The 23,112-nt window shown below is 51.9% G+C and carries 14 protein-coding genes and 1 pseudogene; 14 read left to right on the top strand and 1 reads right to left on the bottom strand.

What is annotated here, in order from left to right:
* The first annotated feature begins 2 nt into the window (after window positions 1-2).
* The 4 genes and pseudogenes from recC to recD all read left to right on the top strand — a co-directional run bounded on the left by recC (window position 3) and on the right by recD (window position 11,771).
* Window positions 3-3,371: an exodeoxyribonuclease V subunit gamma gene (gene recC / locus FDX24_RS11415; protein WP_137364333.1), complete on the top strand. Its 3,369-nt coding sequence runs from the start codon at window positions 3-5 to the stop codon at window positions 3,369-3,371.
* Between the two features lie 178 nt (window positions 3,372-3,549).
* Window positions 3,550-6,438, top strand: coding sequence for a pitrilysin (gene ptrA, locus FDX24_RS11410; RefSeq protein ID WP_137364332.1), 2,889 nt, complete (start codon window positions 3,550-3,552; stop codon window positions 6,436-6,438).
* Complete coding sequence (gene recB, locus FDX24_RS11405) at window positions 6,431-9,976, top strand: exodeoxyribonuclease V subunit beta (protein ID WP_137364331.1); 3,546 nt, start codon at window positions 6,431-6,433, stop codon at window positions 9,974-9,976. Before ptrA ends, recB begins: the two co-directional genes overlap by 8 nt.
* A pseudogene (recD, locus tag FDX24_RS11400) lies at window positions 9,973-11,771 on the top strand (exodeoxyribonuclease V subunit alpha). The gene recB and the pseudogene recD overlap by 4 nt, the downstream one beginning before the upstream one ends.
* Window positions 11,772-11,818: 47 nt before the next feature.
* Here recD and argA read toward each other — a convergent pair.
* Entirely contained in the window at window positions 11,819-13,150 is a 1,332-nt protein-coding gene (gene argA / locus FDX24_RS11395) for an amino-acid N-acetyltransferase (RefSeq protein ID WP_048213100.1), read from the bottom strand.
* 234 nt (window positions 13,151-13,384) lie between these two features.
* Between argA and amiC the strand changes: the two genes are divergently transcribed.
* The 10 genes from amiC (at window position 13,385) to FDX24_RS11345 (ending at window position 23,012) form a co-directional block, all read left to right on the top strand.
* Complete coding sequence (amiC, locus tag FDX24_RS11390) at window positions 13,385-14,638, top strand: N-acetylmuramoyl-L-alanine amidase AmiC (RefSeq protein ID WP_048213099.1); 1,254 nt, start codon at window positions 13,385-13,387, stop codon at window positions 14,636-14,638.
* Window positions 14,639-15,024: 386 nt separating this feature from the next.
* On the top strand, window positions 15,025-15,594 hold the full coding sequence (locus tag FDX24_RS11385) for a fimbrial protein (protein WP_233605576.1): 570 nt from the start codon (window positions 15,025-15,027) through the stop codon (window positions 15,592-15,594).
* 54 nt (window positions 15,595-15,648) lie between these two features.
* Window positions 15,649-16,185: a fimbrial protein gene (locus FDX24_RS11380; protein WP_137364330.1), complete on the top strand. Its 537-nt coding sequence runs from the start codon at window positions 15,649-15,651 to the stop codon at window positions 16,183-16,185.
* Between the two features lie 10 nt (window positions 16,186-16,195).
* Entirely contained in the window at window positions 16,196-16,741 is a 546-nt protein-coding gene (locus tag FDX24_RS11375; protein WP_137364329.1) for a fimbrial protein, read from the top strand.
* Between the two features lie 12 nt (window positions 16,742-16,753).
* Window positions 16,754-17,338, top strand: coding sequence for a fimbrial protein (locus FDX24_RS11370; RefSeq protein WP_137364328.1), 585 nt, complete (start codon window positions 16,754-16,756; stop codon window positions 17,336-17,338).
* 80 nt (window positions 17,339-17,418) lie between these two features.
* Window positions 17,419-18,147 carry a fimbria/pilus periplasmic chaperone gene (locus FDX24_RS11365; protein WP_137364327.1) on the top strand — a complete coding sequence of 243 codons (729 nt, stop codon included), beginning with the start codon at window positions 17,419-17,421 and terminating at the stop codon, window positions 18,145-18,147.
* A gap of 41 nt (window positions 18,148-18,188) precedes the next feature.
* Window positions 18,189-20,801 (top strand): outer membrane usher protein, encoded by a 2,613-nt coding sequence (locus FDX24_RS11360; protein WP_137364326.1) that lies wholly within the window; start codon window positions 18,189-18,191, stop codon window positions 20,799-20,801.
* Window positions 20,798-21,367, top strand: coding sequence for a fimbrial protein (locus FDX24_RS11355; protein ID WP_137364325.1), 570 nt, complete (start codon window positions 20,798-20,800; stop codon window positions 21,365-21,367). The genes FDX24_RS11360 and FDX24_RS11355 overlap by 4 nt, the downstream gene beginning before the upstream one ends.
* Window positions 21,368-21,383: 16 nt before the next feature.
* On the top strand, window positions 21,384-21,965 hold the full coding sequence (locus FDX24_RS11350) for a fimbrial protein (RefSeq protein ID WP_137364324.1): 582 nt from the start codon (window positions 21,384-21,386) through the stop codon (window positions 21,963-21,965).
* A gap of 12 nt (window positions 21,966-21,977) precedes the next feature.
* Entirely contained in the window at window positions 21,978-23,012 is a 1,035-nt protein-coding gene (locus FDX24_RS11345) for a fimbrial protein (RefSeq protein WP_137364323.1), read from the top strand.
* Window positions 23,013-23,112: the final 100 nt, after the last annotated feature.

The raw sequence follows: 23,112 nt of genomic DNA, 5'->3' as shown, positions 1-23,112 counted from the left end.
CTATGTTAAGGGTCTACCACTCCAATCGTCTGGATGTGCTGGAAGCGTTGATGGAATATATCGTTGAGCGCGAGCGGCTGGACGACCCCTTTGAACCCGAGATGATCCTGGTTCAAAGCACCGGTATGGCGCAGTGGTTGCAAATGACTCTGGCACAGAAGTTTGGTATTGCCGCTAACATTGATTTCCCGCTGCCAGCGAGTTTTATCTGGGATATGTTTGTGCGTGTATTGCCGGATATCCCAAAAGAGAGCGCATTTAGCAAACAGAGCATGAGCTGGAAGCTGATGACGCTGCTACCTCAATTGCTGGATAACGACGATTTCGCACTGCTACGCCACTATCTCACCGACGACACAGACAAACGTAAGCTGTTTCAGCTTTCATCACGCGCTGCGGATCTATTCGACCAGTATTTAGTCTACCGTCCTGAATGGCTGACGCAGTGGGAGGTGGGGCTGCAGGTGGAAGGGCTAGGAGATGCTCAGGCCTGGCAAGCGCCATTGTGGAAAGCACTGGTGGAATACACGGCTGAACTGGGACAGCCAGGCTGGCATCGTGCCAATTTATATCAGCGGTTTATTCAGACCCTGGAGAATACGTCTGACTGCCCACAAGGCTTGCCCTCGCGCGTCTTTATTTGTGGTATCTCCGCGCTACCGCCCGTGTATCTGCAGGCATTACAAGCGCTGGGTAAGCACATTGATATTCATTTGCTTTTTACCAATCCCTGTCGTTACTACTGGGGGGATATTAAAGACCCCGCTTATCTGGCTAAACTGTTGGCGCGTCAGCGTAGGCATAGCTTTGAAGAACGACATTTACCGCTGTTTCGCGATAGTCAGAATGCTGAAGGACTGTTTAACAGCGATGGTGAGCAGGATGTGGGGAATCCGATGTTGGCCTCATGGGGAAAACTAGGGCGTGACTACATATATCTGCTTTCAGAATTGGAAAACAGCCAGGAGCTGGATGCGTTTGTCGACATTACTCCTGACAATCTTTTGCATAATATTCAAGCGGATATTCTGGAACTCGAAAACCATGCGGTGGCAGGAGTCAGCCTGGAGGAGTATTCGCGTAGCGACAATAAACGGTTGCTTGAACCGAATGATACTAGTGTGACGTTTCATGTCTGTCATAGCCCACAACGCGAAGTGGAAATACTCCACGACCGGTTGCTGGCAATGCTGGAAGCGGACCCAACGCTGACGCCGCGCGACATCATCGTGATGGTGGCGGATATCGACAGCTACAGTCCATTTATTCAGGCTGTCTTTGGCAGTGCACCGGCCGATCGTTACCTGCCGTATGCTATTTCCGATCGCCGGGCGCGTCAGTCTCATCCCGTCTTACAGGCGTTTATTAGCCTGCTTTCGCTACCGGACAGCCGTTTTGTCTCAGAGGATGTGCTGGCATTACTGGATGTGCCTGTGCTGGCTGCGCGTTTCAACATCAATGAAGAAGGGTTGCGCTATCTTCGTTTGTGGGTCAATGAATCTGGAATTCGCTGGGGCATTGACGACGACAACGTGCGCGAACTCGCGCTTCCTCCAACTGGCCAGCATACCTGGCAATTTGGTTTAACACGTATGCTGCTGGGCTATGCGATGGAAAGCGCACAGGGTGAGTGGCAGTCGGTATTGCCCTATGATGAGTCCAGTGGTTTGATTGCCGAGTTAGTCGGGCATTTGGCCTCGTTGCTGATGCAGCTAAACATCTGGCGCAGAAGGTTAGCACAGGAACGCCCGCTGGAAGAGTGGTTACCCGTTTGCCGGGACATGCTTAATGATTTCTTCCTGCCGGACGCGGACACCGAAGCGGCGATGACGCTGATTGAACAGCAGTGGCAGGCCATTATCACTGAAGGTTTGGGGGCCGGGTATGGCGAGGCCATACCGCTGTCTCTGTTACGTGACGAACTGGCGCAGCGTCTTGACCAGGAGCGCATCAGCCAGCGTTTCCTGGCAGGGCCTGTCAATATCTGTACGCTGATGCCGATGCGCTCTATCCCTTTCAAAGTGGTCTGCCTGTTGGGCATGAACGATGGCGTTTATCCGCGCCAGCTTGCGCCGCTGGGATTTGATCTGATGAGCCAAAAACCGAGGCGTGGTGACCGAAGCCGCCGTGATGATGACCGCTATCTGTTCCTCGAAGCCCTGATTTCGGCGCAACAAACGCTCTATATCAGCTATATCGGCCGCTCAATCCAGGATAACAGTGAGCGCTTCCCGTCGGTGCTGGTGCAGGAACTTATGGATTACATTGGGCAAAGCCACTATTTGCCGGGCGATGAATTACTCACTAGCGATCAAAGTGAAGCGAAAGTAAAAGCGCACATTACCCGTTTACATACCCGTATGCCCTTTGATGCACAAAACTATCTGCCAGGTGAGCAGCAAAGTTATGCTCGAGAGTGGTTGCCAGCGGCAAGTCTGTCAGGCAAAGCGCACACGGATTTTGTCCAGCCGCTCCCCTTTACAATGCCTGAAACCCTGACGCTGGAAACGCTGCAACGCTTTTGGGCTCATCCGGTGCGGGCGTTTTTCCAGATGCGCCTGAGGGTAAATTTCCGCTCTGAAGAGAGCGAAATCCCGGAAACAGAACCCTTTATCCTCGAAGGGCTCAGCCGCTATCAGCTTAATCAGCAGTTGCTTAATACCCTGGTTGAAGAGAACGACGCTGAACGACTGTTTCGCCGTTTTCGTGCGGCGGGTGCGCTTCCCTATGGGCCATTTGGTGAAATTCTGTGGGATACGCAGCGTCAGGAGATGCAGACGCTGGCTGAACGCATTATCGCCTGTCGTCAGCCTTGTCAGAGCATGGAAATCGATCTTACCTGTAACGGCGTGCAAATCACCGGTTGGTTGCCGCAGGTACAAGAGGACGGTTTGTTGCGCTGGCGCCCATCTTTGATCAGCATTGCGCAGGGTGTGCAACTTTGGCTGGAACATCTTGTCTATTGTGCGAGTGGCGGTACGGGAGAAAGCCGGTTGTTCTTACGCAAAGACGGCGAGTGGCGTTTCCCTCCACTGGAGGCCGAACAGGCGTTACAGTATCTGTCGCAACTTATTGAGGGATATCGGGAAGGCATGTCATCGCCGCTACTGGTATTACCGGAAAGTGGTGGGGCGTGGATAAAAACCTGTTATGACGCCGTAAATGATGCCATGTTAGATGACGATGATACGTTGCAAAAAGCGCGCAGTAAGTTTCTGCAGGCCTATGAAGGCAACATGATGGTACGCGGTGAAGGTGATGACATCTGGTATCAACGTCTGTGGCGTCAACTGGATGCTGATACGCTGGAGACCATTGTTTTACAGTCTCAGCGTTACCTGTTACCGATTTTTCGATTTAATCAGTCGTGATGATTGTATAAAAATTGCGCAATTTGATGGCTTCCACTATGATGCGCTTTCTGTCACGGACTGATTCTTACAAAGAGAAGAGGCTGACGCGTTCAGCACAGAGTCTTGCCCTGTTCAGACCACGCTTAATGCGTTGTTTGCAGTGAACAGGTGAATACGTTAATGATGAGGTTTGTGAATGCCCCGCAGCACCTGGTTTAGCGCATTACTGTTGTTCGTCGCCCTTTGGGTTCCCGTAAGTCAGGCTGATACCGGTTGGCAGCCTTTAGCTGAAACTATCCGTAAAAGCGATAAAGACACCCGTCAGTATCAGGCCGTGCGCCTTGATAACGGTATGGTCGTATTGCTGGTATCCGATCCGCAGGCCGTGAAATCCCTTTCTGCACTGGTGGTCCCCGTGGGTTCGCTGGAAGATCCGGACGATCATCAGGGGCTGGCGCATTATCTCGAACATATGTGTCTGATGGGGTCGAAAAAATACCCGCAGCCGGACAGCCTGTCTGAATTTCTGAAAATGCACGGCGGCAGCCATAATGCCAGCACCGCGCCTTATCGTACGGCTTTCTATCTTGAGGTTGAAAACGACGCGCTGGTGGGGGCTGTAGATCGCCTGGCAGACGCTATTGCCGATCCGTTACTGGATAAAAAATATGCCGATCGCGAGCGTAACGCGGTTAACTCCGAGCTGACGCTGGCGCGTACCCGAGACGGGATGCGTATGGCGCAGGTGAGTGCGGAGACTATTAACCCGGCGCACCCTGGTTCGCGCTTCTCCGGCGGAAATCTGGAAACATTAAGCGATAAACCGGGTAATCCGGTGGTACAGGCGTTACACAAATTTCATGAAAAGTACTACTCCGCGAACCTGATGAAGGCGGTGATTTATAGCAATAAACCATTGCCAGAGCTGGCGCGGATAGCGGCTGACACCTTTGGTCGCGTGCCAAACAGAAATATCGAAAAACCGGAAATAACCGTCCCGGTTGTCACCGACGCGCAAAAGGGCGTCATCATCCACTATGTTCCGGCAATGCCGCGTAAAGTGCTGCGCGTCGAGTTTCGTATTGATAACAATAGCGCGCAGTTCCGCAGTAAAACCGATGAGCTGGTGACCTACCTGATTGGCAATCGTAGTCCGGGCACATTGTCTGACTGGTTGCAAAAGCAGGGGCTGGTTGAAGGTATTCGTGCGGACTCCGATCCGGTGGTCAATGGGAATAGCGGCGTGTTAGCCATTTCCGCGACGTTAACCGACAAAGGGCTGGCGAATCGCGATGAAGTTGTTGCTGCAATCTTTAGCTATCTCAACCTGTTACGTGAAAAAGGTATCGATAAACGCTATTTTGACGAACTGGCGCATGTGCTGGATCTCGATTTTCGTTATCCCTCTATCACCCGTGATATGGACTACGTTGAATGGCTGGCGGATACCATGATCCGCGTTCCCGTCGAGCATACTCTGGATGCGGTGAATATTGCCGACCAGTACGATGCCAAAGCCGTTGAGCAACGTCTGGCAATGATGACGCCGCAGAATGCGCGTATCTGGTATATCAGCGCGAAAGAGCCGCATAATAAAACTGCTTACTTTGTCGATGCGCCTTATCAGGTAGATAAAATCAGCGACAAAACCTTTGCCGACTGGCAGCAAAAAGCGCAGGGCATTGCGTTGTCATTACCGGAGTTGAACCCCTACATTCCTGATGATTTCACGCTGATTAAGGCGGATAAAAAATACGCTCACCCGGAACTGATCGTTGATGAGCCGGATTTACGCGTGGTGTATGCGCCGAGCCAGTATTTTGCCAGCGAGCCAAAGGTTGATGTCAGCGTGATACTGCGTAACCCGAAAGCGATGGACAGCGCCCGCAATCAGGTCTTATTCGCCCTGAACGATTATCTGGCGGGTATTGCACTCGACCAGTTAAGTAACCAGGCCGCAGTGGGAGGTATTGGTTTTTCTACAAACGCTAATAACGGCCTGATGCTTAACGCCAACGGCTATACTCAGCGTTTGCCGCAGCTTTTCCAGGCGCTGCTGAGCGGTTATTTCAGTTACACCTCAACAGATGAACAGCTGGAACAGGCGAAATCCTGGTACGCCCAGATGATGGACTCGGCGGAGAAAGGCAAAGCCTACGATCAGGCGATCATGCCGGTTCAGATGCTGTCTCAGGTACCGTACTTCTCACGCGATGAGCGCCGTAAGTTACTGACTTCCATCACCCTGAAAGAGGTAATGGCCTATCGCGACGCCTTGAAAATCGGGGCGCGTCCCGAATTCCTGGTGGTCGGTAATATGAGCGAAGCTCAGGCGAAAACCATGGCGCGGGATATCCAGAAGCAGCTTGGTGCGAACGGCTCACAGTGGTGCCGAAACAAAGATGTTGTGGTAGACAAGAAGCAGTCTGTCATCTTTGAAAAAGCGGGCAGTAGTACGGATTCCGCGCTGGCGGCGGTATTTGTGCCAACTGGATACGATGAGTACACCAGTTCAGCCTATAGCGCCATGTTAGGGCAGATTGTTCAACCGTGGTTCTACAATCAACTGCGTACTGAAGAGCAATTAGGTTATGCCGTCTTTGCTTTCCCAATGAGCGTTGGCCGCCAGTGGGGAATGGGCTTCCTGTTGCAAAGCAGTGATAAGCAGCCATCTTACCTCTGGGAGCGTTATAAAGCGTTCTTCCCGACGGCGGAAGCGAAGCTGCGGGCGATGAAAGCTGATGAGTTCGCACAAATTCAGCAGGCGATTATTGCGCAAATGCTCCAGGCCCCGCAAACGCTGGGGGCAGAAGCCTCGCAGTTAAGCAAAGATTTTGATCGCGGCAATATGCGCTTCGATTCACGTGATAAAATAGTGGCTCAGATTAAACTGCTGACGCCGCAAAAGCTTGCCGACTTCTTCCATCAGGCGGTGGTTGAGCCGCAAGGCATGGCGATACTGTCACAGGTTTCCGGCAGTCAGAATGGGAAAGCAGAATATGTGCACCCGGAAGGCTGGAAAGTGTGGCAGACCGTCAGCGCGTTGCAGCAAACCTTACCCCTGATGAGTGATAAGAATGAATGATGCCGCTGAGTCCCTTGATCCACTCCGCTTGCCCCTGACGGGCGAGCGCCTGATTGAAGCCTCTGCGGGCACCGGTAAAACCTTTACCATCGCCGCCCTGTATTTACGTTTACTGCTTGGACTGGGCGGCTCTGCCGCCTTTCCCCGTCCGCTGACCGTCGAAGAACTGTTAGTGGTCACCTTCACCGAGGCGGCTACTGAAGAGCTGCGCGGTCGAATTCGTAGCAACATCCATGAACTGCGTATTGCCTGCCTGCGTGAAACCACCGATAACCCGCTATACGCCCGTCTGTTAGATGAAATCGCCGATAAAAAACAGGCCGCCCAGTGGCTGCTATTGGCAGAAAGACAGATGGATGAAGCGGCGGTGTTTACCATTCACGGCTTTTGCCAGCGTATGCTCAGCCTCAACGCTTTTGAGTCAGGCATGCTGTTTGAGCAACAACTGATTGAAGATGAATCGCTGCTGCGCTATCAGGCCTGTGCGGACTTCTGGCGTCGACACTGCTATCCGCTGCCCCGTGACATTGCGCAGGTGATTTTTGAAACGTGGAAAGGACCGCAGGCGCTGCTGAGAGATATCGATCGCTATCTGCAAGGGGAAGCACCGGTTATCAAGGCTCCACCGCCCGATGACGAAACGCTGGCAACCCGGCACGAACAAATCCTCGCGCGCATTAATCAAATTAAGCAGCAATGGCGCGATGCCGTTGATGAGCTGGATGGCCTGCTGGAAGCATCCGGGATCGACCGGCGTAAATTTAATCGTGGTAACCAGGGTAAGTGGATCGAAAAGATCAGCGCGTGGGCGCAGGAAGAAACCCAAAGCTATCAGCTGCCTGATGCGCTGGAGAAATTCTCCCAGCGCTTTTTAGAAGAGCGAACCAAAGCGGGCGGCGTAACGCCTCAGCACCCGCTTTTCGTCGCTATTGATCAACTGCTTGGCCAACCGCTGACAATCCGCGATCTGGTGATCACCCGGGCGCTGGCGGAGATCCGCACGGCGGTTGCCGAGGAGAAACGCCGCCGCGGCGAGCTGGGTTTTGACGATATGCTCAGCCGTCTGGATGCAGCGTTGCGCAGTGAAAGCGGCGATGCGCTGGCGACGGCGATTCGTACCCGTTTTCCGGTCGCGATGATTGATGAGTTCCAGGATACCGACCCGCAGCAATACCGTATTTTCCGCCGTATCTGGCAGCATCAACCGGACACCGCGCTGCTGCTGATTGGCGATCCGAAACAGGCAATTTACGCCTTTCGCGGCGCGGATATCTTTACCTACATGAAGGCGCGTAGTGAAGTCAGCGCGCACTATACGCTCGATACTAACTGGCGTTCGGCTCCTGGCATGGTCAATAGTGTGAATACGATTTTCAGCCAGATGAACGACGCCTTTATGTTCCGCGACATCCCCTTCAGCCCGGTAAAATCCGCAGAGAAAAACCAGTCGCTTCAGTTTGTTTTACACGGTGAAACGCAGCCAGCCATGAGTATGTGGCTGATGGAAGGGGAAAGCTGTGGCGTAGGCGACTATCAGAACTACATGGCGCAGGTGTGCGCCACGCAAATTCGCGACTGGCTTAAGGCCGGGTATTCTGGCGCTGCGCAACTGGTCAGCGGTAAAACGTCCAGGCCGGTACGCGCCTCGGACATCAGCGTACTGGTTCGTAGCCGCCAGGAGGCGGCGCTGGTCCGCGATGCGCTGACGCAACTGGCCATTCCCTCTGTTTATCTCTCCAACCGTGACAGCGTGTTTGAAACGCTGGAAGCGCAGGAACTGCTGTGGGTGCTGCAAGCGGTGATGACGCCGGAGCGTGAGAACACGCTGCGTAGCGCGCTGGCAACCTCAATGATGGGGCTGAATGCGCAGGATCTCGAAGCGTTAAATAACGACGAAAATGCCTGGGATGCGGTAGTCGAGGAGTTCGATGGTTATCGTCAGATCTGGCATAAACGCGGCGTGATGCCCATGCTGCGCGCGCTGATGTCCGCTCGCCATATTGCGGAAAACCTGCTGGCGACGGCGGGGGGCGAACGCCGCCTGACCGATATTTTACATATCAGCGAACTGCTCCAGGAAGCCGGATCGCAACTGGAAAGCGAGCATGCGCTGGTGCGCTGGCTATCTCAGCATATTCTTGAACCCGACAGCAATGCGTCCAGTCAGCAGCTCAGGCTCGAAAGCGACAAGCATTTGGTTAAAATCGTCACCATCCATAAATCGAAAGGGCTGGAATATCCACTGGTCTGGCTGCCGTTTATCACCAATTTCCGCGTCCAGGATCAGGCTTTCTACCACGATCGCAGCTCCTTTGAAGCGGTGCTGGATCTCAGCGATGCCGCGGAGAGCGTTGAGCTGGCCGAAGCGGAACGTCTGGCAGAAGACTTGCGCTTGCTCTATGTTGCGCTCACCCGTTCGGTATGGCACTGCAGCCTTGGCGTGGCGCCGTTGGTACGCCGTCGGGGCGATAAGAAAGGGGATACCGATGTGCATCAGAGTGCCCTTGGCCGCCTGCTGCAAAAAGGCGAGCCGATGGATGCCGCGGGTCTGCGTGGCGCGATTGAAGCGCTTTGCAGCAACGATATTGCTTGCCAGACTCCCGCGCAGCCTGACGGCGAACCCTGGCAGGTTGCGCAGTCTGTTAGCAGTGAACTGAATGCAAAAATACTGCAGCGTACGCCTGGTGACAGCTGGCGCGTGACCAGCTATTCCGGTCTGCAACAGCGTGGACATGGTATTGCGCAGGATCTGATCCCGCGACTGGATATCGATGCCGCAGGCGTCGGTGAGGTTATTGAAGAGTCAGGACTCACGCCGCATCAGTTTCCGCGCGGCGCTTCGCCGGGTACATTTTTGCATAGCTTGTTTGAAGATCTCGACTTCACCCAACCGGTAGAGCCGCATTGGGTCGAAGAAAAACTGGCGTTGGGCGGTTATGATGCACACTGGACGCCGGTTTTGACCGCATGGTTGGACGCCATTTTGCAGGCGCCTCTCAACGAGACCGGCGTGAGTTTGAGTCAGCTTTCCGCGCGTGAAAAACAGGTGGAGATGGAGTTTTATCTGCCGATTTCGCAGCCGCTGATGGCCAGCCAACTTGATGCGTTGATCCGCCAATACGATCCGCTTTCGGCTGGCTGCCCGCCGCTGGACTTTATGCAGGTACGCGGCATGCTGAAAGGGTTTATTGACCTGGTGTTCCGCCACCAGGGGCGTTATTACCTGCTCGACTACAAGTCAAACTGGCTGGGCGAAGACAGTTCTGCGTATACCCAGCAGGCAATGGCCTCAGCCATGCAGGCGCACCGTTACGATCTGCAGTATCAGTTGTATACCCTGGCGCTGCACCGTTATCTGCGCCATCGCATTGCTGATTACGATTATGAACGCCATTTTGGCGGCGTTATCTATCTTTTCCTGCGTGGCGTTGACAGTGAAAATCCGCAGCAGGGAATTTACGCTACCCGACCCGATGGGGAATTGATCGCGTTGATGGACGAGTTGTTTGCCGGTGCGGCTCTGGAGGAGATGCAATGACAATCCAGAAACGATTGCTGGAGGCCGTAGAGCAAAAGCAGCTCCGGCCTCTGGATGCCCAGTTTGCGTTGGCGGTTGCCGGAAATGATAACCCTGCCGTTGCGCTGGCGGCGGCTCTGCTTAGCCGTGAGGCGGGCGAGGGGCACGTTTGCTTACCGCTTTCCCGGTTGTCTTTACGCGAAGATGCCCATCCGCTGTTGAGCGCCTGGCTGTGCGAGGCCGGTGAACCGGAAGATTGGTCGGAATGCCTGCTGGCCTCCGCTGCGGTAAGCCGTGGCGAGCAGCCCACGCCGCTGGTGCTGTACGGCGATCGCTTGTATCTGAACCGCATGTGGCATAACGAACGCGCGGTGGCGCGCTTTTTCGGTGAAGTTAACCACGCCATTGAGGTGGATGAACAACGGCTGACCCACACGCTGGCGGCGCTGTTTCCACCCGTTGAAGGCGTTAACTGGCGTTGACCCGCCGTATATCGGTGATCTCCGGCGGGCCGGGGACCGGAAAAACGACAACGGTGGCGAGGCTTCTGGCGGCGTTGATTCAGATGGCGGACGGTGAACGCTGTCGTATTCGTCTGGCGGCGCCAACGGGAAAAGCGGCAGCCCGTCTGACCGCCTCGCTGGGCGCGGCGCTGCGAGAACTGCCGCTGACCGATGAGCAAAAGAAGCGCATTCCCGATGATGCCAGTACATTGCACCGATTATTGGGCGCTCAGCCTGGAAGCCAACGCCTGCGGCATCATGCAGGAAACCCACTGCATCTGGACGTGCTGGTGGTGGATGAAGCCTCGATGATCGATTTGCCGATGATGTCGCGCCTTATCGATGCGCTACCGCCACATGGGCGGGTGATTTTTCTTGGCGATCGCGACCAGCTCGCTTCCGTTGAAGCGGGGGCGGTGCTGGGGGATATCTGTGCTTTCGTCGGTGATGGCTTTACCCCGGAACGTGCCCGCCAGCTTAGTCGCCTGACCGAAAGCGCTATTCCGGCAGGTTCGGGAACTCAGGCAGCTGCTCTGCGCGACAGTTTGTGCCTGCTGCAAAAGAGCTACCGTTTCGGTAGCGATTCCGGAATCGGCCAGTTGGCTGCGGCGATTAATCGTGGTGACAAAGCCGCGATAAAAACGGTCTTCCAGCAGGGATTTAGCGACATCGAAAAACGCGCTCTGCACAGCAGCGAGGATTACGCCGCGATGCTGGAGGAAGCGCTGGCGGGTTATGGGAACTATCTCGATTTACTGCGCGAGCGTGCCGGACCGGATTCTGTCATTCAGGCCTTCAATGAGTATCAGCTATTGTGCGCCCTGCGGGAAGGTCCGTTTGGCGTGGGTGGCTTGAATGAACGCATTGAGCAGGTGATGGCGCAAAAGCGCAAAATTCACCGTTCGACGCATAGCCGCTGGTATGAGGGAAGGCCGGTAATGATCGCGCGCAATGACAGTTCGTTGGGATTATTTAACGGTGATATTGGCATTGCCCTCGATCGTGGGCAGGGCCTGAGAGTGTGGTTTGCGCTGCCGGACGGTTCTATCAAATCGGTCCAGCCCAGTCGCTTGCCTGAACATGAAACGACCTGGGCAATGACCGTCCATAAATCGCAGGGATCTGAGTTTGACCACGCGGCGCTAATTTTACCCAACCAGCATTCACCTGTGGTGACTCGCGAGCTGGTCTATACCGCCGTTACCCGCGCGCGCCGTCGTTTGTCGCTGTATGCCGATGAACGGATATTGAGTGGCGCCATTGCCACCCGAACCGAACGCCGAAGCGGATTGTCGGCGCTGTTTAATCAATAATATTTGCTGGCCGGATAAGGCAGTTATGCCGCATCCGGCAACCACTCTTATGCCAAATCCGCCATCAGCACTTTTGACCGCCGCTGATAGTTGTACATCTCTTTTTTGCTTTCCGGCAGCAGATCGATATCGACCGGCGTGAAGCCGCGCTCCTGGAACCAGTGAATGCTGCGCGTCGTCAGCACGAACAGCTTACTCAGCCCCATTTGTCTGGCCTGCACAGCAATCCGCTCCAGCAAAACTTCGCCGCGTGATGAGCTACGGTAGTCCGGATGCACTGCCACGCACGCCATTTCGCCAATCTTCTCCTCCGGAAAAGGGTACAGGGCGGCGCAGGCAATGGTCAGATTATCGCGCTGAATTATGGTGAATTTGTCGATCTCCATTTCCAGCTGTTCGCGGGAGCGGCGGACCAGAATACCTTGCTGTTCCAGCGGGCGGATAAGCTCCAGAATCCCGCCGATATCGTTAATGGTAGCGCGACGGATCTGCTCGGCGCTTTCCATTACAATCTGCGTCCCGATGCCGTCGCGGGAGAACAGTTCTTGCAGCAATGCACCATCTTCCTGATAGCTAATCAGGTGGCAACGGCGTACGCCACTGCGACAGGCTTTCACTGCTCCGCGCAGGAAGCGCACCGTGCCGGAGCTGTAATCACCTTTCTCTTCCTGCAATTCAACGCGAGCCTGAGCTTCGTTAGGAAACAACTCGGAAATAATATCGCCATCATCGTTGGTGACGCCCTGAGACGAGCAAAAGCCGATCATCTTCTCCGCCTTCAGTTTGATAGCCAACTGCGTGGCGACCTCTTCTGACGTCAGGTTAAAGCTCTCACCGGTGACGGAAACGGCGACCGGTCCCATCAGCACAATCGCGCCGCTGTCTAACTGGCGGTGAATCGCCTCTTCATCAATACGACGAATACGCCCGCTATGGCAGTAATCGACGCCGTCATCCACACCCAACGGTTGCGAGATAATAAAATTACCGCTGACCACATTGATATGCGCCCCCTGCAACGGCGTATTATTCAGGCTCATCGACAGGCGGGCGGTAATATCAAGCTGAAGTAGCCCCGCAGCCTGTTTGACCAGCTCCAGGGTTTTCGCATCGGTGACGCGCGTGTTTTTGTGGTACACCGGTTCATGATGATGCGCCGCAAGATTGGCATCAATCTGCGGTCGTGCGCCATAGACCACGACCAGGCGGATGCCGAGGCTATGAAGAAGACCAATGTCATTGACGATACTGGAAAAGTTTTCATGCTCGATGGCTTCGCCGCCCAGCATAATGACAAACGTTTTTCCCCGATGGGTATTGATATAGGGAACAGAATGGCGGAATCCCTGTACCAGTTCGGTTCTACGCTCCTTCACCACGGCACACCCTCATTGCATGATTATTCGTAATTTGTGTATTTTTATTCTGTTTTTGCGCTGTACGCAAGCGTAATTTTTACCCATACCGAAGATTTTTATCAGTAATACCGTGAATATAAAAAGAATGTTTACCCTTTTATAGATGACAGATTATGCGTCATTCGCTAAAGTTTCCGGTCAATTCGGACGTTTTACGTATTACCTCAATACAGATTTCTTTTGCTCGGGAGAAGCATGTCGGGATCCAACTCAGCAATCAGTCGCCGCCGTTTACTGAAAGGTGCGGGTGCTATGTGGCTTTTAAGCGTCAGCCAGGTTGGTCTGGCAGCCACGAGTCAGGTCGTTGCCGTACGTATCTGGCCTGCGTCCAGCTATACCCGCGTCACGGTAGAATCTAACCGTCTGCTGAAATACAAACAGTTTGCCCTGAGTAATCCTGAGCGTGTGGTTGTGGATATTGAAGACGTTAATCTGAACTCGGTGCTCAAGGGCATGGGAGCGCAGATTCGTCCTGACGACCCGTATATTAAATCGGCGCGCGTTGGCCAGTTTGATCCACAAACCGTGCGGATGGTGTTCGAGCTGAAACAGAATGTGAAGCCGCAACTTTTTGCTCTGGCGCCGGTGGCGGGCTTTAAAGAACGTCTGGTGATGGATCTCTATCCCGCGAATGCCCAGGACGTTCAGGACCCGCTGCTGGCATTGCTGGAAGATTACAACAAGGGCGATCTGGATAAACAGGTTCCACCTGCGCAGAGTGGCCCACAGCCGGGCAAAGCGGGACGCGATCGCCCCATTGTCATTATGCTGGACCCGGGCCACGGTGGGGAAGATTCCGGCGCGGTGGGGAAATACAAGACGCGTGAAAAAGATGTGGTACTGCAGATTGCCCGCCGTCTGCGAGCCCTCATAGAGAAAGAGGGCAACATGAAGGTCTTTATGACGCGAAATGAAGATATTTTCATTCCGCTTAAAGTCCGTGTGGCAAAAGCGCAGAAGCAGCGTGCAGACCTGTTTGTCTCGATTCACGCCGATGCCTTTACCAGTCGACAGCCCAGCGGTTCGTCGGTGTTTGCGCTCTCGACCAAAGGCGCGACCAGTACCGCGGCGAAATATCTGGCACAGACCCAGAACGCCTCGGATCTCATCGGTGGCGTCAGCAAGAGTGGCGACCGCTACGTCGACCACACTATGTTCGACATGGTGCAATCGCTGACCATCGCCGACAGCCTCAAGTTTGGTAAAGCGGTATTAAATAAGCTTGGTAAAATCAACAATCTGCATAAGAACCAGGTTGAACAAGCCGGGTTTGCGGTGCTAAAAGCGCCGGATATCCCGTCCATTCTGGTAGAAACGGCGTTTATCAGTAACGTTGAAGAAGAACGCAAACTCAAAACGGCGACCTTTCAGCAGGAAGTTGCAGAGTCGATTCTGGCGGGGATTAAAGCTTACTTTGCCGACGGGGCGACGCTGGCGAGAAGGGGATAAATACACGTCCTGGCATTCCGGTGCGATATAAAGAATGATTGTCCAGGACGAAATATTATAGTGGGAGTATTTACTGGTTCATCTATTATTATCGGATAAGTTGTCGATAAATTCATATTCATGAAATACCCTGTTAGTGATTCAATTTAGAAATTGGTTTATCTATCTGAAATTTATACCTAATAGATAGTTAATTATATTGAAAATATTATTACATTTATTGATTAATAAGTTTTTTATATTGTTTTTTTCCTAAAAATAAATCTGATGATGTCTTTTGGCACATAGTATCTCTTTACCTGGGATATAATCTTCTCGCATCACCTCTGGCAGGAATGCAGACACCATAAATTATGGTATTGGATATTTATCACCAAGGGAAAAAAATGAAAAAATTCACTATTGCAGCCATTGCTATGGCATTTGCAGGAAGCGCCTTCGCGGGCGATCAGGACTCTGCGGATATTCATTTTGCAGGTGAAGTGCAGACTAACATCTGTACGGCGGAGCTTTTAGGGGGAGGAACTTCCGTGCAACTGGATCCGACTGACGTTAAAACCGTAACGGCAGCCACCACTGACTCGGTAATGAAAAAAGACTTCACAGTATCTCTGGACTGTACTGCCCAGGGGGCCAAAGACAAAATTACCGGTGCGAGCTATGCCACTGTAACAGGCTATCTGGCAGCGGCAAAAGGTACAGCGGTTAATGCCAGTACTTCTGCGCTGGATAACTCCGACGTTACGGCTGCGGGTGCACAAGGGGTTGGTTTCCAGGTGCAAAACAAAGACAGCAGCAATGCAGTCCAGACGTTTACCACTGCGGATCGCGTGGCGAAAGTGATCGATACTGCAGCGCCAATGCTGTTCAATTATAACGTGGGCTACCTGAAAACCGGCACTGTCAGCGGCGGTCTGGTTGCGGCTGACGCCATGTTTATCGCAACTTATCAGTAATAATACCAGGCAGGGCCCGTTAGGCCCTGCTTTTGCATCCAGGAAGGAGGGAGTGTGCGTAAAGGAAAACCGTTATTGTTGCTCCTGATGATATTCGGCCTGCTAAGTGGGCAAAAAGCGATAGCTGCCGCTCAGTTTAAGGTGGAAGGGCAGATTTATAAAACAACCTGTACCCTACAAACACCGGGAGATGGTACTTCGATAGCGTTAGAAGAGGTGACAACAGAGGCGTTAATTGCTTCAACGACTCTCGTTTCAGCGAAAGAATTTACTATTAACATCAATTGTTCCGCACCCTCCTACTTGCATGAAGTAACGGGGAAATTTACCACGTATGGCGAGATTGATAGCAGCGTAAAAGCGTTAAAAAATACGATTACCGATGCGACTGGCGCAAAAGATGTCGGCCTACAAATTAAAGATAAAACTACTGACACTGTTGTTGATTTCAGTACCACGCAGCAGTTCACGTTGCCCTTGAGCAGTGATAACAGCGCCTCGTTTCGCTTTGAGATTGGTTATATCAACCTTGGCGTACCGGAAAAAGGCGATGTGCATGCGGCGGCGACTTTTACCCTGACCTATGCCTGATGGAGCGTCTGTGAATAAATCGATTTTTTTGCTGCTACTGTATGGGTTGACGTGGGAAAATTCAGCGTGTGCTGCCGATACGCTGGAATATGAATTTACTGGTCGGGTAACGGAGTCAACCTGTAAGGTGAAACTTTACAATAATGAATTAGTAATTGATTCTATTAGATACTATACCGAGTTCGCCAGTATACCAGCCGTAGGTGATATTAGGTGGTTGTCGAGAATGGGAGATCTTTATTTCCGTGTCACCTGCCCATCCGGGTATGCGGCGTCAGCGGTGACCGGAAAAATAACCACATCGCAGGAAGTTGATGCCGCCACCCTCGCAATTAAGTCTAAAGATAGGAATAATCAGTTTGGCTTCGTTTTTAAAGATACCGATCAGAATGTGATGATTGATTTTAGCACAGTGGAAAATACGCAATCCCTTGTGCAGCATGGTAATGCGAAAACGGCAGATTTTAATTTTATGTTAGGCGTCGTGCCTTATGGCGCACAAGTGGACTACGGTGAGCTTGATGCTTCTATTATGTTTTCTGCCACCTTTCAGTAATAGGGGATGTAAATGAAATATTTATTTTTCCTTTTGTTTCTGATGGTCTCCTGCGTTTTTGGCTCGGATACGATACAAACACCTGAAATTGCTGTTTGGGCTAAGATCTTGCCCGCGCCAATAAAATGTAACGTATGGGTCGAGGTGGATGGTGTGAGCAGTACCACCATTACGTTAGAGACGGCCTCCCTGAAGGATATTCAGGGGGCGACCTCAAGCGCGCTGCATCAAAAGAGTTTCGTTATACGTTCTGAGTGTACGGCTGCTGAGGCGTTTTACCCAAATATTCGTTGGGTGACAAGCGGAGAGACCGATCCTGCAACTTATGCGTTAAAAAATACCACCTTATCAGGTGCGGTAAACGTTGGCTTCCAGGTACTGGATCAATCAACACCACCGGGTTCAGTTGTAAATTTCGAGACGGGCAGCCGGAAATATTATGAATATGTAGATATGGGCCGTTGTTATAGCTTCGAGGAAGTTGAGCCAATTTGCTATAACTGGGAGTCAACCTATTCTGTCGGTTATATCGCCTACGGTACACCTGGTGCGGGTATTGTCACGGCAGATGCTACCGTGATCATTAATGTTGAATAAAGTATCTAAAAATGCATTTAGTTTGTTTATACAAAAATGCAGAATAATGCGTAAATAATATTTATATCAAAGGGATTTATATGAAAAGGTATTCCTGCTCGCTATTTGCTGCATGTTTATTGTCGATGGTCTGCGCTTCATCATCGCTGGCCAGCGTAGTCATTCAGGGGACGCGAATTATTTATCCTGAAGCGGCGAAAGAAGTAACGGTAAAAATGGTAAACGAAGGCAAGTCACCTTTATTAGTTCAATCCTGGCTGGATGACGGTAATGAAAATGGCGACCCGGCAAGAATGAAACTGCCGTTTATTGTCACACCGCCGGTCTCGCGTCTTGATCCACAAAAAGGTCAGAGTGTGCGTATTACCTGGACCGGTCAGGCATTGCCGCAGGATAAAGAGAGTATTTATTGGTTTAACGTGCTGGAAATTCCACCCAAAGATAAGAGTGCGGAAGGAAAAAGCAAGCTTAATCTGGCGTTGCGTTCGCGGATTAAATTTTTTTACCGTCCGGCATCGCTGAAGGGCAGTTTTATTGATGGTTTAAATAATGTTAAGTGGTCGCTGGTCAATGATGCGGGCAACGTGGCGATCGTCCTGCAAAACGACTCGCCTTATTATCTCTCGCTGATTGGCGGCGCGGTATGGGCAGGGGCGAAAAAATATGAGTACAAACCGAAAATGTTGAGTCCTTTTAGCGAAGAACGTTTTGTGGTTCCGCAATTAACGACGACTTCCATTAATAAAGTGTCATGGGTTGCATTGAATGATTACGGTGCAGATTCGGAAGTCGTTAAGACGATTAAATAAGGCAGTACCGGCAGAGTAACAGGATTATTAATTTAAAGGGAATGATAGTGTGCCGATTATCGCGATCTATTTATTTATCGACGTTTCTGACCGGTTTTTTTTCGCTGGCGTCCGCACAGGCAGATGAAGGCACGCCCGATGAAAGCGCCAGCACCGAGGTGGTGGAGTTTAGTGACGCCTTTCTAATGGGCGATGCAGGCAGCCAGCTTAACCTGAAGCGTTTTTCACGTGGAAATCCTGTTCTTGCAGGGACATACAACGTTAAAGTTTTCCTTAATGGCAAGGAAATGTTCAAAACGCAGCTGACTTTTCACGAAAACAATACGGATTATGCGTCGGCGTGTTTTACCCATGCGCTGCTGGAGCAGCTCAATGTGGATCCCGCGTTGCTGAATCAGGAGGATGAGGACGCCTGTTATGATCTGGCCGCCATCCTGCCGAAGTCATCCAGCCGTTACGATCCGTTGACGCAGGAAATGAATATGACGATCCCGCAGGTGTATCTGGTCAGTCATCCTGCGGGTTACATTCCGCCCTCACGTTGGGATTCCGGGATCCCAATGGCGATGCTCTCCTATAACGCTAACGCCTGGCATGCCAAAAGTAACGGTACCACGCAGGACTCTTTTTATACCGGATTGATGTTTGGTGTGAACCTTGGCGCATGGCGTTTACGTTCAAATGGCGCATATAACTGGGATAGCGACAACGGCGGAGAGTACAGCAGCTACGATCTCTTTGTTGCGCGCGATATCGTGCCGCTGCGCGCAAAACTGGAAGTCGGGGATGTTCGTACTAACGCCAATATGATGGACTCCATTTCTCTGGACGGCGTGCATCTTTACAACGATGCGCAGATGGATCCGTCGGCTAATAGCTATGTGCCGGTGATTCGCGGCGTTGCGAACAGCAATGCCAAAGTGACGGTACGCCAGGAAGGGCGCATTATCACGCAGGTCACCGTTCCGCCGGGGCCGTTCGCCATCAGCGACTACTATGCCGCACAAAACGGCAGCGATCTGGACGTTACCGTTGAAGAATCTGACGGCAGTACCCGCGTATTTTCCATGCCCTATGCCTCTATTGCCCATTTGCTGCGTCCTGGCGAAGTGGACTGGGATATCGGTATCGGCACGATAGATAAAGACACGGTTGATGAAACGCTGTGGGCGGGAGTCGCCACCGCCTCTTACGGCTTGAGCAATATGTTTACCGCCTACGGCGGTGTGCAAATGGCGGAAAATTTATACACCGCCGGAATGCTCGGCGTGGCAATGAATACGGGTATCGGGGCGTTTTCATTCGACGTGACGCACTCACAAACCACCGCCGATGACGTTGGCACCTTAAAAGGGCAGAGTTACAGCCTTAACTACAGTAAAAATTTCACGGCGACGGGAACCACCTTCAGCGTGGTCGGTTATCGCTTTTCCTCGGAAAACTACCTGTCAATGAACGATGCGTTGTCGCTTAAAAACACGCTGAATAATTATGCTTCTGATAATAGCACCACCACCCGGGAGGCGTATCACGCCTATACGCGCACGCGCAACGAGATACAGGCCAACGTCTATCAGGATGTGACTATCAATGGTGAAAGTTATGGCTCGTTTTATCTGAATGGGACCTGGCGTAGCTACTGGGGCGATGATGGCAACACCTCGCAGTATTCCGTGGGCTATAGCAACTCTGTGGGGAGCGTGAGTTACAGCATTTCCGCCCAACGTAGCTATGACGAATTCGGTGAGGAAGACGACAGCATCAACCTGGGTTTCTCTATTCCGTTGGGGTCAGGATCCAGCGTGGACTATCGTCCTTTCTCCAGCATGAGCGTCAACAGCAGTAGCGATTTTAAAGGTAATGACAGCATCAGCGCGATGGCGACAGGAAGCTCGCGAGACAATATGTATAGCTACTCCCTGAATACCACAAGCAGCCGCAACAAAGACAGTGAAGATCTCACCACGGTCGGCAGTTGGGTGACGCGCAACGGTGCGCACAGCACTACCTCATTATCGGCGACGCAAGGGCTTAACGGCGATCAACAGTATTCGCTAAGTGCAACCGGTGGCGTGGTGCTGCATAGCGGCGGGCTGACGCTGGCTTCCGGTTATTTAACGCCAGACTCGACGATGGCGCTGGTACACGCCAGCGGGGCGAAAGGCGCGTCCGCCTCAATGGGCAATGGGCAGGTAGACGGTTTTGGCAATATGGTCGTCACCAGTCTGAGCCCCTACCGCGAAAACACCGTCGGTCTGAATATTGACACGATGGGAAACGATGTGGCGATCGGCAATACCACCGGCGTCGTGGTGCCGACCAGCGGGGCGCTGGTGCGTGTGGATATCGAAACCGATGCCCGTAAAGCGTTTATGCTGGAACTGATGCGCGACGATGGCGGGTTTATTCCGCTGGCGGCAGATGTGCAGGATAGTACTGGTAGTTCGGTCGGCACCGTCGGTCAAGCGGGGATTGCCTTTGTGCGTGGCGTGGATGACAGCGGTACGCTCTCTGTCATTTGGGGCAGTGGTACAGAAAGCCGCTGCCAGGTGAGTTATCAACTGGATAGCAATGCCAACATGATCGGTAAAACGCCGCTTATCCCCAGTCTGCGCTGCCGGATGACATCAACCAGCGTGAAGGTGACGCCATGAGCCATAACCGAATTTATCGCCATTTAGCATTTGGCCTGTTCTCGTTTTGTTTTAGCGCCGCCAGTTTCGCTACCTGCGGCAATGCTAATGTTTCAAAGTGCGTCGGCAGCAGCAAAGAGATTCAGCTGACGGTAAAAGCACGCCTGCAGGAAGCTTCATGCAATGTATCCCTGGGGAGTTCCGAGACTGGAGGAGAGAAATCACTGACCTTCGATTTCGGCAATGTGTTGCGCAGTGGCCTGAGTTACAAGATCAATAATTATCTCGCTCAATATCTATATATTGCGTTAAAAGACTGTAATGACATGTTTAATAAAGCACAGATCACATTTAACGCCGATACCTGTACAACCGATAATAAAGTTGCCTGCGATGGTGTTCATTGGGCCGGCGTCAAAATAAAAGATGATAGCGATTCTGAAGTGGAATTCAATAAATGGAACGATCTGGTTTTGACCACAAATACAGTTCCTTTGTCGGCGAGGTACAGACTGTATTTAGTGAAGACGGACGGCAGTTCTGAAAACTATAGCCAGGCGATTCAGATTATTGTGCGCTATAACTGACGGTAAGGAGTGGATCATGCATAACTTAATGTTTTATCTGCTGATGCTGCTGATTTCCACCCCGGCGCTGGCGGCAGAGAGTTGGATTGAGGCACCGACGATGACGCTGACGGTAAAGGCTACGGCGGTAACATCAGTGTGTGATATTCGTGTTGCAGAGGGATATGTAACTCTCCCCGGCGCTGATATCAGGCTGTTTGAACCCGGTGGTAGTTATTATTCTCTGGGGCCATCGGATTATGGCAGTGATGACAATCTCTATACCCCGTTTGATATTACGCTCTCTGGTTGCGGTAGTGAATCCGCAGCAATACAGCGAACGATGCGGTTAACGTTTTCCGATGCTACTGGAGTCGCTCCGTTACTACCTGGTGTATTTGTTGACCTGCCATCAGCGGGTATCGGAATCGTTATTTTTGATATAAATGATAGTGCGTCTGTCAGGAATGTACTGCTGAATGAGATTTCGTTTATCGGGCCTATGATGGATGATGAGCAAACCTTTCATTATGCGGCACGCTATCAGTACATAGCGGGTGGAACACAGGAAGCTCGCCGCTTAAGTGCATCGGTGATTGTTTCCGCCGCTTATGAATAAAAAGGATGTTTTATGCTGAAAAAATATGGAGTTATCACGCTGCTAGCGTTGGGGTTATGTGGCGTTCACAGCGCATTGGCGAGCTGTTCATTCACTACGCCGACGGGAACATATATTGAGCAAACCATGGCAACGTCGCCTATAACGGCGGTCACGCTGACAAGCTCAGATATGCAGCAGTTATTCCGCAGTTCGTTACTGGCCGGCGGGCCGGTAATCTCCACCTGTAGTTCGTCTACGGGAGACGCGATGAGCGTCGACGGGGATTCTTTTTCTTATGCACCACTGTCTGAAACGCTGTCTGATGGTGGGATGCTGATAGGCGCTGGTGCCAATGGATTTGGGTATGGACTCTGGTACACCGTGACCTATGGCGACGGCAGCGGTAGCACTTCGGGGCACCTTAACAACGGATATATGTTCAGCGCGACTCCTGCCCAGCTTAATGGCGCTAAGTGGGAGTTCTGGGCTGAATTATGGTATGCGGGGGGGAGTTTTGGCGATCGTGTAAAAGTAAGCGAGATCTCAGCCATTAATTCAACATATTTTAAATTAGGCTTTAATAATACTCTGAAGGGGTTCAGGTTTAATGCGCCTGCCATTCCGATTACGCCTACGACCTGTAATTTGAGTCTCAGCTCACCGGAGATTGATTTTGGTGAGTTTGACTCTTTGAGTAAAGCTAAAAAACAATCATTTACAGTTTATTCAAACACTTGTAGTATGGTCAGTAGAATGGAACTTCGCATTCTCAGCAATGGGAACCCCGTTGACACTAATCAAAATTTATTACTCAATAAGCTAACGGGTGATAATGCTGCCAGTGGTTTTGGATTGGGGTTCTATCCTAAATATGGTTTCGCTGACATGAATCTGGCCCTGGATGTTCCGTTGGGTGAAGGAATTGAGCCAAGTGACGATCATTATATAGACGGATTTATGTATGTGGGCAATTATATCATGTATGCGTTTCTGAGAGCTGATGGAACAACGCTAAAAGCCGGAGATTTTGAAGCCACTGCAACCTTTAATGCCAGCTACTATTAACCCTGGCGAATGATATACCGTCCGTACGTAGAATTGACCGATACGGGCGGATGACAGACACAAAAAAACCGCATAAAGCGAAACGCTTTTGCGGTTTTAT

Source organism: Citrobacter sp. wls716 (genome assembly GCF_005280975.1).
In the GTDB taxonomy this organism is placed as follows: domain Bacteria; phylum Pseudomonadota; class Gammaproteobacteria; order Enterobacterales; family Enterobacteriaceae; genus Citrobacter; species Citrobacter youngae.
The sequence above is the reverse complement of the archived record's forward strand: the minus strand, read 5'-3'. Positions and strand labels throughout refer to the sequence as shown.

Excerpts from the sequence above, each read along its gene's own strand:
- recC (WP_137364333.1), top strand. The coding sequence starts at position 3 with ATGTTAAGGGTCTACCACTCCAATCGTCTGGATGTGCTGGAAGCGTTG.
- ptrA (WP_137364332.1), top strand. The coding sequence starts at position 3,550 with ATGCCCCGCAGCACCTGGTTTAGCGCATTACTGTTGTTCGTCGCCCTT.
- recB (WP_137364331.1), top strand. The coding sequence starts at position 6,431 with ATGAATGATGCCGCTGAGTCCCTTGATCCACTCCGCTTGCCCCTGACG.
- amiC (WP_048213099.1), top strand. The coding sequence starts at position 13,385 with ATGTCGGGATCCAACTCAGCAATCAGTCGCCGCCGTTTACTGAAAGGT.
- FDX24_RS11385 (WP_233605576.1), top strand. The coding sequence starts at position 15,025 with ATGAAAAAATTCACTATTGCAGCCATTGCTATGGCATTTGCAGGAAGC.
- FDX24_RS11370 (WP_137364328.1), top strand. The coding sequence starts at position 16,754 with ATGAAATATTTATTTTTCCTTTTGTTTCTGATGGTCTCCTGCGTTTTT.
- FDX24_RS11365 (WP_137364327.1), top strand. The coding sequence starts at position 17,419 with ATGAAAAGGTATTCCTGCTCGCTATTTGCTGCATGTTTATTGTCGATG.
- FDX24_RS11360 (WP_137364326.1), top strand. The coding sequence starts at position 18,189 with ATGATAGTGTGCCGATTATCGCGATCTATTTATTTATCGACGTTTCTG.
- FDX24_RS11355 (WP_137364325.1), top strand. The coding sequence starts at position 20,798 with ATGAGCCATAACCGAATTTATCGCCATTTAGCATTTGGCCTGTTCTCG.
- FDX24_RS11350 (WP_137364324.1), top strand. The coding sequence starts at position 21,384 with ATGCATAACTTAATGTTTTATCTGCTGATGCTGCTGATTTCCACCCCG.
- FDX24_RS11345 (WP_137364323.1), top strand. The coding sequence starts at position 21,978 with ATGCTGAAAAAATATGGAGTTATCACGCTGCTAGCGTTGGGGTTATGT.